Origin of the sequence: Ancylobacter crimeensis (assembly GCF_023016805.1) — a bacterium.
Lineage (GTDB): Bacteria > Pseudomonadota > Alphaproteobacteria > Rhizobiales > Xanthobacteraceae > Ancylobacter > Ancylobacter crimeensis.
In genome coordinates, this window is the sequence record NZ_JALKCH010000006.1 from 102,321 (window position 1) to 114,733 (window position 12,413).

The window sequence follows — 12,413 nt, forward strand, 5'->3', positions numbered from 1 at the left end:
AATGGACCATCAACGCCACACACCCGGACAGAGCAACCCGCCGGCGGCCGGGCGGTTTCCGCTCCTTCACGCCGTGAAGCGCACGACAGCCCTCGCCATCGCCGTTGCCGCCATCGCCCTGTGGACCAGCACGGCGAGCGCGTCGGACGTGGCGGCCGCGAGCACCGCGAGCACCGCGAGCACCGCGAGCAATGAATATCGCCTCGGACCAGAGGACAAGATCCGCCTGAAGGTTCTCGAATGGCGGGCGACGCAGGACGAGATCTTCGAATGGCAGTCCATGACCGGTGAATTCGCGGTCAATCCGGAAGGCCATCTCGAGCTGCCGCTCATCGGCACGGTACAGGCCAGCGGGCGCACATCCGCCGATATCGGCCGCGAGGTGGGCGAAAGCCTGCAGCACCTCATGGGCCTTGCCGAGGTGCCGCGTGTCGCGATCGAGATTTCCTCGTTCCGCCCCTTCTACGCAACCGGCGAAGTGGCGAAGCCGGGCCCCTATCCTTACCGGCCCAAACTCACCGTGCTGCAGGCGGTCGCCATCGCCGGGGGAATCCAGCGTCCAGCCGATGCCGGCATGATGCGGCTCGGGCGCGACGTCATTTCCGGCCGCGGCGAGATCACCGTGCTCGGCCAGGAGCTCGACGCGCTGCGCGCCAAGCTCGCCCGGCTGCAGTCCGAGCTGGACAATGCCGCCGATATCGCCTTCTCGCCCGAACTCATGAAGCGAACGGATGAGCGCGCCATCACGCTGCTGATGCAGCAGGAACGCCAGATCTTCGTCGGCCGGCGGGACGCCTTCAAGTCGCAGAACGATGCGTTGGTGAACCTGAAATCATTCCTCGACAAGGAAGTCGTCACCCTTCAGGGCCAGCTCGATGCCCAGGACAAGCAGATGGCGCTGGTCAACCAGGAGCTTCAGACCATCTCCGGCCTGGTGGAGAAGGGCTACGCGGTCTCATCCCGCCAGCTTGGGCTGGAGCGCACCGTCGCGCAGATCCAGGGCGACAAGCTGCGGCTCGAGACGGAGCTGCTGCGCGTGCGGCAGGACAGCAGCCGCGCCGACATCTCGATGAACGACCTGAAGAACACGCGCACCAACGAGCTGACCGCCGACCTGCGCGCCACCCAGGCCAAGATCGACGACACCCGCCAGAAGATGAAGACCGCCCAGCAGCTTCTCTACGAAGCCAGCGTGGTCGCGCCCCACCGGTATCAGCAGCGCAATCGCGGCCTGCAGACCGAGGCAAGCTATGTGATCGTCCGAAACACCGGAACCGAAATTACCGAGATCGACGCCACCGAGACGACGCTGGTCCAGCCCGGCGACACGCTGAAGGTGACCCTGCCCCTGCCGGATGACCCGGACGACCCCACCCTCGACTCCGGCAGCGCCCCGCTTCAGACGCTGGGTGCCCAGCCTTGAAGATAGAGGGCGGCATATGTTGTCTGGCGTCGCGCTAACGGCAGCACAAAGCCAAAGCAGCGGGCGTCTGGAAAACGCGGGGCGGTTCACAGCTCTATGCTGGTGACGCCTCGTCAGCTTCATATACTCAACCGTTATCGACGCAATGTTCCGGCACGAAAGCCGCTTTAGGAATGACAGCGTGGATACCCCAGTTGCCATCCGCAACCTGCGTGATGCCGAAATCGACGGCGGTGGACATGAAGGTCGTGGCCGCGTCCTCGTCTAGAGTCCACGCATCCATGAGGAATTTTCGCGTGGCACGAAAGGCCGAGCGTAGCGCGAGATCGAGCGACGAGCGCCTATAGACCTCAGCCTGCGCGTCCTGTCCGAGATCTCGCAGATAGTCGGGATAGCTGAACCCGTGGATGACGAACTCCGCCGGAGTTTCCAAGAGCGGGCAGTTGAGGCCGGAAAGGAACGGCTTGCTCGCCGTCTCGCCTTTCTTGTGCAGGATGAAGCGGAATGTACCGTTCAGCGAGCATTCCAGCGCCGTACCATTCACCTCGCCATCGCCCAGCGCGAGGTGTCCATCGCCCACCGAAAACAGTGCGCCGGGCACCAGCACGGGCAGATAGAGCGTCGATCCCTTGCCTGCGCGCCAATTGTCGAGATTGCCACCGAAATTGCCCGGTGGGATGGAATCGACCAGCACATGCTCCTTTGGCGCGACCGCCATGCAGCCGAAATGCGGAAACAGCGGCACCCTTATGTTTGGCATCGGGTCGAAGGTCTTGGTGACAGTCGAGTGGTCGACCGGCACGCCGGGATAGTCGATAATCGGGTGGCGGATACCGTAGGGGTCGGTCTGTGGTGTCCAGCGGAACGAATAGACCGCGCGGGCGGTGTCGCCGTCGGGCTCCACCTCGAAAATGGTGACGACCTCGCGGAAATCCGCGCTGTCGAGATAGTCCGAATATTGGTAGCCCCACCAGGTGGAGGTGTTGCTCGCGAAGCATCGACCCTCGAAGTCAGGGTTGGCGCTCGGCCGGGGCGCGATGTCGAGTATCTGGACTTCCAGTATGTCGCCAGGCGCCGCGTCCTCGATGAAGATCGGTCCCGTCAGGATGTGGACGCCGAAGCCTTCTCCCGCGCCGCGGCCGAGCAGCGAGGCATCGAGCGGGCCTGCACCGCGACGTTCGACATTCTTGCCCTCGGCGGTCCAGTGGAACACACTTTCCGCACCGGCATCGCCGCGGATCATGCGGTCATGATCGTCCGAGGCGTGTTGGGTCAATGTCTCGATCACAACCTCCGAGCCTGACGGGACCCTGAGAACCGGCGGGATATCGCGGCTCAGAAAGCCCCAGTGGACCGTTTCCGCGTGAGCCCGCATCCGTAGCGGCTCGCCTTCGCGCGCATGGCTCTCCTGATGAGGAAGCGGCCTTGGGGCGTCCGCTGTGATTGACTGCCCGGCGTGATGGGTTCCAGTCGGTCGCCCGCGATTATACGGTCTGGCTATCGCGGGCTCCTGCGCCATCGCACGACACGCGCGGGGCGTGAGGCCGAAGGCGGCGCGGAACAGGCGGCTGAAATGTCCTTGGTCGCTGAAACCGCACTGGAACGCGATCTGCGCGATGCTGGCGCTCTTCTGGTCCTGCGACTGCAGGGCCGCGCGCGCTTTCTCAAGCCGGCGCGTGCGCACGAAATCCGAGAAAGTCGTGTGATGAAGCTCGAACAGCTTTTGCAGGTAGCGTTGCGACATGCCTTCGCTCGCTGCGACATCGCGCATGGCGAGTTCAGGTTGGGACAGCTTTGCCTCCACAGCCGCCGTCACGCGCTGGAAGTGCGAGGACTGCACCTGCGTTGCGCCCGCTTTCTCCATACGGCGATCAAGACGGAGGAGTGACGACAACAGCCCCATCAGTGCCGTCTCCAGCGGGGCGAGTTCCATCGCCTCCAGCGCGTCGAAACGGTCATGGATCGTGCCGAGCAACTGGCGCGCGGACTGGCCAAGGACCCCGCCGCCGAGCCGCAATGGCGAGGGGCAGGCGCTGCTGCCGAGCGCACCAAAGATCAGGTCCCGTCGTACCCGCAGAACGAGGAGATCGACCTCGCCGTCAAGGGCCAGGCGCCAGGGCAGCGCGCCGTCGCTAATGTGGAGTGCCGCGTCCTCGCTGAGAGCGTCGGGAGAGGTCCGGTCGAACATCACATAAGCGCTCGCCCGGGTGGCAGCAGCAGGGCGGTACGCGAGGTCAGTCGGGCCGCTGCGGATGCGGGCGAAAAGCGACCCGCTGGGTGCCGTCCGTACGTCGATGGCGGCCCAGACGGGCGTGTCGGTGTCGCCCGCCTCCTGCAGGCCGAGATCGGCCAGCGCTTCGGCCCATTTGCCGCGCTGCGCCGCCAGCGGAATCGTCGCGAGGCTGACATTCATCGCTTGCCACCCTTTGGTCGCCGGCGGCATCGCCACCGTCAGGGAAGCTTAACAAAATCGCGGCGCTCGATTGGGATGGGCGCGATCAAAGATTGTGACGATCGCGCATCGCTGGGGCCGGACCAAGGGCCGGCGCATGGCCTCAACCCGTTGGTAATCCGTATTTTACGGCCGCCGCCACGTCGGTAGCCTACGCGGCGCCTCGGCGAAGGCTCGAGTATTAGCATGTAGCGCCGAATAAAATCGCGCGCTAGCGTCTTTGGGCGAGAGATGGAAAGGGACTTCGCCAAAATATCTGGCAACTCAGTCGAAGCGCACTTCAGACCTTAACGGAATTGACGCTTCGTCTCTTTCGTCCGACGCGTCTGTGCCGATGCGAAAAGCACGCGGTACCATCGAAAAACAATCAAAACAATTAAGACCGCCCGATGATTTCGGGCGTCTGGGAGGAAGCTTGGATGTCGATACATTACATCTATGTGGGGCGAAATGAACTTGTTGCCCTTGTCGTCGGTCTGGTGACCGGTACGCTCTACTCGTGGCTAGAACTGCCCATTCCGGCGCCGAACGTGATCGGCGGCATTATCGCGATCATCTTCACCTTCATTGGCTACGTGATCGTGCAGAAAGTACGCGGACAGGTCGCTTTCGGGCCGCCGCCAGCGATCAACAAATCCTTCGCTCCGGGAGAATGACGATGCTCAATATTGCCATTGGCTCCATCGAACTTCAGGCCGCAGCCGTCGGTCTGGTGACAGGTCTTCTTTACACGACCGTACGCGCTCCCATACCCGCGCCGAATGTTCTTGGCGGAATCTTCGCGATCATCGGCACGTTCATCGGCTTTGCGGCGGTCGCCGCAGCGCGCGGACAGCTCACCTTCGGGTGAATTAAAACTCAAGAAAAGACAGGAGACGACCATGAATGCGGTGACCCCAATCAAGGCCGAAACGACCTCCCACAAGGTCCATCATCTTCCCGCGACGCTGGAAACCATCCAGTGGGGCTATTTTGACGGCAGCGTCGAGCCGGTGCTTCGGGTCAATTCCGGCGACTATGTCGAGATCGAGTGCCTGTGCCACCACGCCGGCGATGCACCCGACTATCTGATGGATGACGTTATCCGGGAGATCTACGAGAAGGTGCCGGAAGAGACCCGCTCTCCCGGCGTGCATATCCTCACCGGACCGATCTATATCGAAGGCGCGGAACCCGGCGACACGCTCGAATGCCGCGTGCTGCACATGGCGCCCCGGCTGAAATACGGCGTCAACTTCGTCGCGCAGTGGGGTCTGCTGCACGAGGAATTCGGCCGCAAGGAGCATGTGCTGATCTATGAGGCCGACGTGCACAAGAACGTCGCCCGGCCGGTGTTCCAGTTCGAGTATGACAGCCCGGAGAAGGGTGTGCCTGGTCGCATCACCACGGTGCCGGCCTCGGAGCGCAAGCATGCGCCCGAAGGCATCGCGGTGCCGCTGCGCCTGCATTTCGGCACGGCGGGCGTCTGCCCCGCGGAGGACGGGCGCCTCAGCACCGTGCCACCCGGCTCCTGGGGCGGCAATGTTGACAACCGCGAATTTGTCGCCGGAACCGCCATGTTCTATCCGGTGAACCGCAAGGGCGCGCTGTTCTGGGCCGGCGACACCCATTTCGCGGAGGGCGATGGCGAGGTGAACGGCACGGCCATCGAGGCGCATGTGAACGCCACGATCCAGCTCATCCTCCACAAGGGCAGAGGCGAGCATAACCCCGGCCGCACGATGAAGAATCCGGTTCTGGAGACGCCAGAACTCTGGATCACGCACGGTTTCAACGAAGATCTCGACGAGGCCGCGCGCGAGGCCGTGTTGGAGATGATCGACCTTCTCGTGCGCGAATGGGGCATCACCCGGGTCGAGGCCTATTCGCTCTGCTCTGTCGCCGGCGATCTGCGCGTGACGCAGGTGGTCGATGGCGTGAAGGGCATCCACATGGCGATGCGGCGCGATATCAAGCGCTGACAGAGTGCAGGAAAGGCTGGGCGGCGCGGTGCATCCGAGTCGCCCAGCATGACGATTAGGCTCTCTATCGTGCGGTGGCCTTGCATGCGTCGCTTCGCGGTCGTGGTTGTAACCAGGTGAAGGCCATGATCTGGTCGAGCGTCATACCGTCCTCGCCATAGACCTCCAGCAGCACCGACGATACCGAGGCGAGCTTGAAACGCTGCTTGACCACGCGGACGGAGACGAAGAAGGCCGCGGCGGGCGGCCAAGAGCCTCTCTCTCTCTCTCTCTCTCTCTCTCGACCTCCGACCCGTCACGAAGCGCAGCGCCGCCCTCTCACTCTGGAGGGCGACGCTCCAGAACCGCACAAGTGAAAAGACACAAAGCCGGAGGCACGGATGTCCGCATCTCCGGTTTTCCGGAAATCAGGTTGCCCGATCGAGCCGCGCATCCTGGTTCGGCTTGTCGCAGGCGATGGCGATGATGCCCTGCACGAAGTCGAAGATGCTCTCGGCCTCGCGCCCTTCCTCGGCCAGCACCGTGTCGATGATCTTGGCGGAGTCGGCCTTGGAGAAGCCCCGGTTGCGCAGGAATCCCCATCCGACCTCTCACTCTTACCGGCACGGTGAGGTACCGGGAGATGCGTTACGTCGAGCGGAGCCTTCCTTCCGCCGCTCCCAGAACCACCGGTGGATGACGATGACGTCATTGATTGTCCGAGCCCGCCGAGCTGACCGCCTGAGCTCGGATAGGCCACAGATCGGCATCCGGGGACTGCAGGGCAAATGACGCATAGGCCATTTTCGGGCGTTGTCGACCTCGCATTGCACCTGGCAGAGGCGAGGAAGGGCGCCGTCAGCGCGCCATGCTATCCGGCGACTTTCGTGCCGATGCTTCCGTTTTGCTTCCAGCGCGCGCAGCCAAGAGCTTCGGAAGCAGAAAACGCCCCGAAGGGCGCTTGCTAAATATCTGATTTTTCTAGGAAAATTGGAGCGGGCGATGGGATTCGAACCCACGACCCCAACCTTGGCAAGGTTGTGCTCTACCCCTGAGCTACACCCGCACCGCTCCTGTTCGCCAGCGCCGGGCGGCGCGTCGAACGTGGCGCCTCTATGCCCCACGCCGCCGGCGAATGCAACTGCCTTGTCACGTCACTTTCCACAGCCAGTGGAAAAATCGAATGCGACAGCGCCGCGATCCGACAGCCGAGCAATGAAAACGGCACGCCTTGCCGCTTGTCTCTCCCAATGGAATATGGGAGGCCCTGAGGGCGCCCCTCCCGGCGTGGTGCGCGAAATCCGGCGACCCTGCGAAGGAAGAAGGCATGCGTGAACTCACCGTGGCAGCCACCCAGATGGCCTGCGACTGGGACATTCCCGGCAATATCGCCCGTGCGGAGAAGCTGGTACGGGAGGCGGCCGGCCGCGGAGCCCGGTTGATCCTGCTGCAGGAGCTGTTCGAGACCCCCTATTTCTGCCAGGACCAGCTCTACGAGTTCCTCGCCCTCGCCAGACCGGCGGACGACAACCCCCTGATCGCGCATTTCTCGGCACTGGCGCGCGAGCTTGGCGTGGTGCTGCCGCTCAGCTTCTTCGAGCGGGCGGGACAGGCCGCGTTCAACAGCCTCGCGGTGATCGACGCGGACGGCTCGGTGCTCGGCATCTACCGCAAGAGCCACATTCCCGACGGGCCGGGCTATACGGAGAAGTTCTACTTCTCGCCCGGCGACACCGGCTTCCGCGTGTGGGACACGGCGGTCGGGCGTGTCGGCATCGGCATCTGCTGGGATCAGTGGTTCCCCGAATGCGCGCGCGCCATGGCGCTGATGGGCGCGGAGATTCTGCTCTATCCCACCGCCATCGGCTCCGAGCCGCACGATGCGGAGCTCGATTCCGCCGCGCACTGGCAGCGGGTGATGCAGGGCCATGCCGGCGCGAACCTCATGCCGCTCCTCGCCTCCAACCGCATCGGGACCGAGCCCGGGCGGGCCGCCACCTCGCTCACCTTCTACGGCTCCTCCTTCATCGCCGGGCCGACAGGCGAAAAGGTCGCCGAGGCCGGACAGGAGGAAGCCGTGCTGACGGCGAGCTTCGATCTCGACGCCATCGCCCGGCAGCGCCAGTCCTGGGGCGTGTTCCGCGACCGCCGGCCGGAGCTCTACACGCCGCTGCTGAGCCTCGACGGGCGCCATGCACATGCCGGTATCGGATCGCGCTGAGAGAGGCCGCAACCCCATGACTTTGCTCACTCTCCCCGCGGCCGATGGCTTCCGCATGCCAGCGGAATGGGAACCGCATGCCGGCACCTACATGATCTGGCCGATGCGTCCCGACAATTGGCGGGCCGGAGCGGTTCCCGCGCAGCAGGCCTTCGCGCTGGTGGCCGGCGCCATTGCGCGGTTCGAGCCCTGCACCATGCTGGTGCCGCCGGCCGGGCTCGCCAGCGCCCGTGCGACCCTGCTGCCCTCCGTGACCGTCGTCGAGATGGCGAGCAACGATTCCTGGTGTCGCGACAGCGGGCCGACCTTCGTGACCGACAAGGGCGGCCGCGTGCGGGGAATTCATTGGGATTTCAACGCTTGGGGCGCGCTCTATCCCGATTTCGAGCAGGACCGCGCCCTCGGCGGTGAGGTGCTGGCGCGGGCCGGCGTACCCGAATATCGCGCCCCCTTCGTGCTGGAAGGCGGGTCGATCCATGTCGATGGCGAAGGCACGGTGCTGACCACGGCTGAGTGCCTGCTCAATCCCAACCGCAATCCCGCGCTCTCCCGCGAAGAGATCGAGCGCAGCCTGCGCGACTATCTCGGGGTGTCTTCAGTCATCTGGCTGGAGTCCGGTCTGGTGGACGATGAGACCAGTGGGCACATCGACAACATCGCCTGCTTCGTGCGGCCGGGTGTCGTCGCACTGACCTGGTGCGAGGATCCTGCCGACCCGCAGCACGCCATCTCGAAGGACGCCTATGAGCGTCTGACCCGCGCCCGCGACGCACAGGGGCGCACGCTGGAGGTGGTGAAGCTGCCGCTGCCCGGCCCGCTCTACCGTACCCCGGAGGAAGCCGTCGCGATGGAGGTCGCCGCGGGCGGCACCATGAATCGCGGCGTCGGCGAGCGGCTGGGCGGCTCCTATGTGAATTATTACGTCGGCAACGGCTTCGTGCTGATGCCTGCGCTCGACCCGCGCCATGATGAGGAGGCGCGTGCCATCCTCGTCCGGCTGTTCCCGGATCGCGAGGTGGTGGCGCTGCCGACGCGCGAGATCCTGCTCGGCGGCGGCAACATCCACTGCATCACCCAGCAGATGCCGGCCGGCACGCCCGGCTGAGCTGTCAGGCCGTCAGCCGCCGGATCAGGGCCTCCACCGCCATGCCATAGCCCGTCGGGCCCAACCCGATGATGCAGCCGACGGCCACTGCCGAGATCGGCGAGTGGTGACGGAAGGCCTCCCGGGTGAAGACGTTGCTGACATGGACCTGGATCGCCGGCCGGCCGCTGGCGGCGAGGGCGTCGGGTATGGCGATCGAGGTGTAGGACAGGCTGCCGGCATTGATCACGAGGCCGTCGGCCTCCCGCGCGCCCCCACGCCGGCAGGACTGGATCAGGTCCACCAGCTCGCCCTCATGGTTCGACTGGGCGAAATCAAGGCTCGCCCCCAGCGCCTGCGCGCGCCGCCGGCAATCGGCCTCGATGTCGGCGATGGTGAGCGTGCCATAGGGGCCGGAGGGGTCGAGCCCGTACAGATTGGTGTTGGGACCGCTGATGACCGCGATGTGCATGATTGATCCGTCAGGCCTCAGGGAATCTGGTCGTCGGCGCCGATCGCCCTGAGCCCGGCCCGCGCCACCTCGACATCCTGCGCACCGGTGCCCGAGCCGACACCGATGGCGCCGATGCAGTGGCCGTCGATCACGATCGGCAGGCCGCCCTCCAGATTGGTGAGGCGCTGGCCGGCGGCGAGCGAGAGCTTCACCTCGTCGGCCGGGTTGAGCCGGGAGCTGGGCTGCCGGTGCGAGGCGGCGGTGACGGCCTTGGACAGCGAGGTCTCGCGCGAGAGCAACTTGGCGCCGTCCATGCGGACGAAGGCCAGCAGGTTGCCGCCCTCGTCCACGATGGTGATGTTCTGCGGCACGCCGAGTTCCTCGGCCTTGTCCAGCGCGCCGCCAAGGGCTTTCAGCGCGCCGTCATGGGTGAGCCGCAGGCTCGGGCGTGTCACGGGCATGTGGCCTCACTTGTCGCCGGGCACGCCGTAGGACGGCGCGGTGGAGGGATCGAGCGCGCGCGTCACATAGGCGTCCATCTGGGGCTGCCACAATGTCCACAGCCCGGCGAGCTCCGCGATGGGGTCGCCCTCCGTCCAGTCGACCCTGAGGTCGGCGACCGGCCAGCCCACCTTGTCCACCAGCAGCATGCCGGCGGAATGGACCGGGCCTTCCTCGCCGCCCGCCGCCACCGCCGCCGCCATGGCGGCGAGGATGCGCTCGCCCAGCGGCGCCTCAGGCTCGGCCTCGAAGGCGGCGACCATGGCCTCTGGCACGGCGGTGGAGGCGAGCAGGTTGCCCGCCGCCGCCACATCCCTGCCCACCGCGACAGCATGGGTGCCGAGCGTCCTGGCGCCGGAATGGAAAGCGACATGCCCTTCGCGGTCCAGCACCACCACCTGCCGGTAGTCGAAATGTGGCGCCTCCTCACGGAAGCGCTCCATCACCGCATCGGCGGAAAGGCCGGACGCCATCAGGTCCAGCCCCTTGGGGCCGAGCATGGGGTCGGTGATGTTCTGCGTCGCAACCACGCCGACCCCGGCGCGGGCATGGGCGCAGCGCGCCGCAACGCAGGGCGAGGAGGACGACACCGCGATGCCGAACATGCCGGTGCGCGCGCAGCGGGCGGAAACGGAGAAGGTCACGCTGCGCTCCCTCAGGCTTCGTCGGGGATGACGGCGGTAGCCTCGATCTCGACCACCCATTCGGGGCGGGCGAGGGCCGGCACCACGAGGCCGGTGGAGACCGGGAACACGCCCTTCAGCCACTTGCCCATCTCGCGATAGACCGCCTCGCGATAGCGAATGTCGGTGAGATAGACCACGATGCGGCAGATGTGCTGCATCTCGCCGCCGGCTTCCTCCAGCAGCATCTTGATGTTCGACATCGCCTTCTCGGCCTGCTTTCCGGGATCGCCGACATGCAGACTCTCGCGGGTGTCGAGGTCCTGCGCGATCTGGCCGCGCAGGAACACCATGGTCCCCCGTGCCACCACCGCCTGGCAGAGATCGTTGTCGAGCTTCTGCTCGGGATAGGTGTCCTTGGTGTTGAAGGGGCGGATGCGCTTGTGGACGGGCATGGTCGACGCTTCTCTCCAGTGTGATCCTCAGACCGGCGACGCCGGCCAGTCCTCGACGGGCGTGCCGAGACGGGCGGCGATGCGGGCCATCATGGCCCCGGCCGCCGCCAGCTCGTCCCGCCCGATCCACTCATCCGCCTTGTGGGCCCGCGAAATGTCGCCCGGCCCGCACACGATGGTGGGAATGCCTGCCTTTGCGTAGAGGCCCGCTTCGGTGCCGAAGGCGAGCGTGACCGGCTCGCCTTCCATCTGCGCCAGATCGCAGGCAAGGCGCGTGGCGCGGCTGTCCGGCGCGGTGGCGAGCCCGGGATAGGCGCTGATCGGCTCGACCGCGACATCGGCCTCCGGCGCCTGAGCCTTCAGGGCGGCGCGCGCCTCCTCAACCAGCGCGTCGAGCCGGGCGACAAGCGCCGCCTCATCCTCGCCGGGAATGGTACGCACCTCAAATTCCAGCACCGCGCGATCGGGCACGAGGTTGAGCGCACCGCCGCCATGAAGCGAGCCGACATGCACGCTCGACCATGGGGGATCGAAGGCGGCATCGCTGCGCAGGCGCAGGTCGCGGCCGAGATCGGCCAGCGCCACCGCCATGCGCGCAGCGGCCTCCACCGCATTGGCGGCCCGGTGCGGCAAGGCGGAGTGTCCGCCGCGACCGGTGAAGACCAGTCGGCGCGCCAGCTTGCCCTTGTGGGCGCAGGCAACGTTGAGCCCGGTCGGTTCGCCGACGATGCAGAGCGCCGGGCGGGCGGGGAGCGCGGCCACCGCGGCCACGAGATCGTCGGCCCCCGCGCAGCCCAGTTCCTCATCATAGGAAAGAGCGATGTGGATCGGCGTTTCGCTGGCGGCGGCGATGAAATCCGGCACCGCGGCAAGAACCGTGGCGATGAAGCCCTTCATGTCGGTCGCGCCACGGCCGAAGATCCGACCACCGCGCGTGGTCGCGGCGAAGGGAGGGCTTGACCAGTCCTGCCCCTCGACCGGGACGACATCGGTGTGGGCCGAGAGCACAACGCCCGGCCGGTCGAGCGGACCGATGGAGGCGAGGATGGCCCATTTGTCGCCGGCCGCATTCGGCAGCAGGTAGCTCGGCACGCCATGGCTGGCGAGATGGGCCACGATATAGTCGACGATGGCGCGGTTGGAATGGCGGCTCACGCTGTCGAAACCGATAAGATCGGCGAGCAGCGCCTCAGTGCCCACCATCATCCGGGCCGGGGTCGCGTCCGCCGCCATCGCCATCAGCGCACCTTCGTTCAATGC

The 12,413-nt window shown here is 65.9% G+C and carries 12 protein-coding genes, 1 tRNA gene and 1 pseudogene; 6 read left to right on the forward strand and 8 right to left on the reverse strand.

The features are described from left to right. Position 1: 1 nt before the first annotated feature. Positions 2-1,423: a polysaccharide biosynthesis/export family protein gene (locus tag MWN34_RS10150; RefSeq protein ID WP_247028949.1), complete on the forward strand. Its 1,422-nt coding sequence runs from the start codon at positions 2-4 to the stop codon at positions 1,421-1,423. Positions 1,424-1,550: 127 nt separating this feature from the next. Here the strand turns inward: MWN34_RS10150 and MWN34_RS10155 are convergent, their stop codons facing one another. Next, on the reverse strand, positions 1,551-3,836 hold the full coding sequence (locus tag MWN34_RS10155; RefSeq protein WP_247028950.1) for an acetamidase/formamidase family protein: 2,286 nt from the start codon (positions 3,834-3,836) through the stop codon (positions 1,551-1,553). Positions 3,837-4,294: 458 nt separating this feature from the next. Between MWN34_RS10155 and MWN34_RS10160 the strand changes: the two genes are divergently transcribed. The 3 genes from MWN34_RS10160 to MWN34_RS10170 are packed head-to-tail and all read left to right on the forward strand — an operon-like array spanning position 4,295 to position 5,836. Further along, a complete protein-coding gene (locus MWN34_RS10160; RefSeq protein WP_247028951.1) occupies positions 4,295-4,531 on the forward strand; it encodes a XapX domain-containing protein in 237 nt (78 codons plus the stop codon). 2 nt (positions 4,532-4,533) lie between these two features. Next, the gene (locus tag MWN34_RS10165; protein ID WP_247028952.1) at positions 4,534-4,725 is read left to right on the forward strand and encodes a DUF1427 family protein; all 192 of its coding nucleotides are present in this window, start codon (positions 4,534-4,536) and stop codon (positions 4,723-4,725) included. Between the two features lie 31 nt (positions 4,726-4,756). After that, complete coding sequence (locus MWN34_RS10170) at positions 4,757-5,836, forward strand: acetamidase/formamidase family protein (protein WP_247028953.1); 1,080 nt, start codon at positions 4,757-4,759, stop codon at positions 5,834-5,836. A 407-nt stretch (positions 5,837-6,243) separates the two neighbouring features. On the opposite strand, the pseudogene MWN34_RS10175 reads toward MWN34_RS10170, so the two are convergent. Continuing rightward, positions 6,244-6,411: pseudogene (locus tag MWN34_RS10175) on the reverse strand (DUF932 domain-containing protein); the annotation flags it as partial. A 395-nt stretch (positions 6,412-6,806) separates the two neighbouring features. Further along, positions 6,807-6,881, reverse strand: a tRNA-Gly gene (locus tag MWN34_RS10180). 261 nt (positions 6,882-7,142) lie between these two features. Between MWN34_RS10180 and aguB the strand changes: the two genes are divergently transcribed. After that, the gene (gene aguB, locus MWN34_RS10185; RefSeq protein WP_247028954.1) at positions 7,143-8,036 is read left to right on the forward strand and encodes an N-carbamoylputrescine amidase; all 894 of its coding nucleotides are present in this window, start codon (positions 7,143-7,145) and stop codon (positions 8,034-8,036) included. Positions 8,037-8,052: 16 nt separating this feature from the next. After that, a complete protein-coding gene (aguA, locus tag MWN34_RS10190; RefSeq protein WP_281502961.1) occupies positions 8,053-9,141 on the forward strand; it encodes an agmatine deiminase in 1,089 nt (362 codons plus the stop codon). 4 nt (positions 9,142-9,145) lie between these two features. On the opposite strand, the gene MWN34_RS10195 is transcribed toward aguA, so the two are convergent. The 5 genes from MWN34_RS10195 to argE are packed head-to-tail and all read right to left on the reverse strand — an operon-like array spanning position 9,146 to position 12,410. Then, a complete protein-coding gene (locus tag MWN34_RS10195; protein WP_247028958.1) occupies positions 9,146-9,592 on the reverse strand; it encodes a type II 3-dehydroquinate dehydratase in 447 nt (148 codons plus the stop codon). Positions 9,593-9,609: 17 nt separating this feature from the next. Further along, on the reverse strand, positions 9,610-10,035 hold the full coding sequence (locus tag MWN34_RS10200; RefSeq protein WP_247028960.1) for a GlcG/HbpS family heme-binding protein: 426 nt from the start codon (positions 10,033-10,035) through the stop codon (positions 9,610-9,612). Between the two features lie 6 nt (positions 10,036-10,041). Continuing rightward, positions 10,042-10,719 carry a DUF1028 domain-containing protein gene (locus MWN34_RS10205; protein ID WP_247028962.1) on the reverse strand — a complete coding sequence of 226 codons (678 nt, stop codon included), beginning with the start codon at positions 10,717-10,719 and terminating at the stop codon, positions 10,042-10,044. An 11-nt stretch (positions 10,720-10,730) separates the two neighbouring features. Next, positions 10,731-11,153 carry a RidA family protein gene (locus MWN34_RS10210; protein ID WP_247028964.1) on the reverse strand — a complete coding sequence of 141 codons (423 nt, stop codon included), beginning with the start codon at positions 11,151-11,153 and terminating at the stop codon, positions 10,731-10,733. 27 nt (positions 11,154-11,180) lie between these two features. After that, entirely contained in the window at positions 11,181-12,410 is a 1,230-nt protein-coding gene (gene argE, locus MWN34_RS10215) for an acetylornithine deacetylase (protein ID WP_247028965.1), read from the reverse strand. Positions 12,411-12,413: the final 3 nt, after the last annotated feature.

What these genes read in the sequence shown, in the direction of transcription:
- MWN34_RS10165 (WP_247028952.1), top strand. Translation starts at nt 4,534, where the DNA reads ATGCTCAATATTGCCATTGGCTCCATCGAACTTCAGGCCGCAGCCGTC.
- MWN34_RS10150 (WP_247028949.1), top strand. Translation starts at nt 2, where the DNA reads ATGGACCATCAACGCCACACACCCGGACAGAGCAACCCGCCGGCGGCC.
- MWN34_RS10200 (WP_247028960.1), bottom strand. Translation starts at nt 10,035, where the DNA reads ATGCCCGTGACACGCCCGAGCCTGCGGCTCACCCATGACGGCGCGCTG.
- MWN34_RS10170 (WP_247028953.1), top strand. Translation starts at nt 4,757, where the DNA reads ATGAATGCGGTGACCCCAATCAAGGCCGAAACGACCTCCCACAAGGTC.
- MWN34_RS10160 (WP_247028951.1), top strand. Translation starts at nt 4,295, where the DNA reads ATGTCGATACATTACATCTATGTGGGGCGAAATGAACTTGTTGCCCTT.
- MWN34_RS10195 (WP_247028958.1), bottom strand. Translation starts at nt 9,592, where the DNA reads ATGCACATCGCGGTCATCAGCGGTCCCAACACCAATCTGTACGGGCTC.
- MWN34_RS10155 (WP_247028950.1), bottom strand. Translation starts at nt 3,836, where the DNA reads ATGAATGTCAGCCTCGCGACGATTCCGCTGGCGGCGCAGCGCGGCAAA.
- MWN34_RS10210 (WP_247028964.1), bottom strand. Translation starts at nt 11,153, where the DNA reads ATGCCCGTCCACAAGCGCATCCGCCCCTTCAACACCAAGGACACCTAT.
- aguA (WP_281502961.1), top strand. Translation starts at nt 8,053, where the DNA reads ATGACTTTGCTCACTCTCCCCGCGGCCGATGGCTTCCGCATGCCAGCG.
- aguB (WP_247028954.1), top strand. Translation starts at nt 7,143, where the DNA reads ATGCGTGAACTCACCGTGGCAGCCACCCAGATGGCCTGCGACTGGGAC.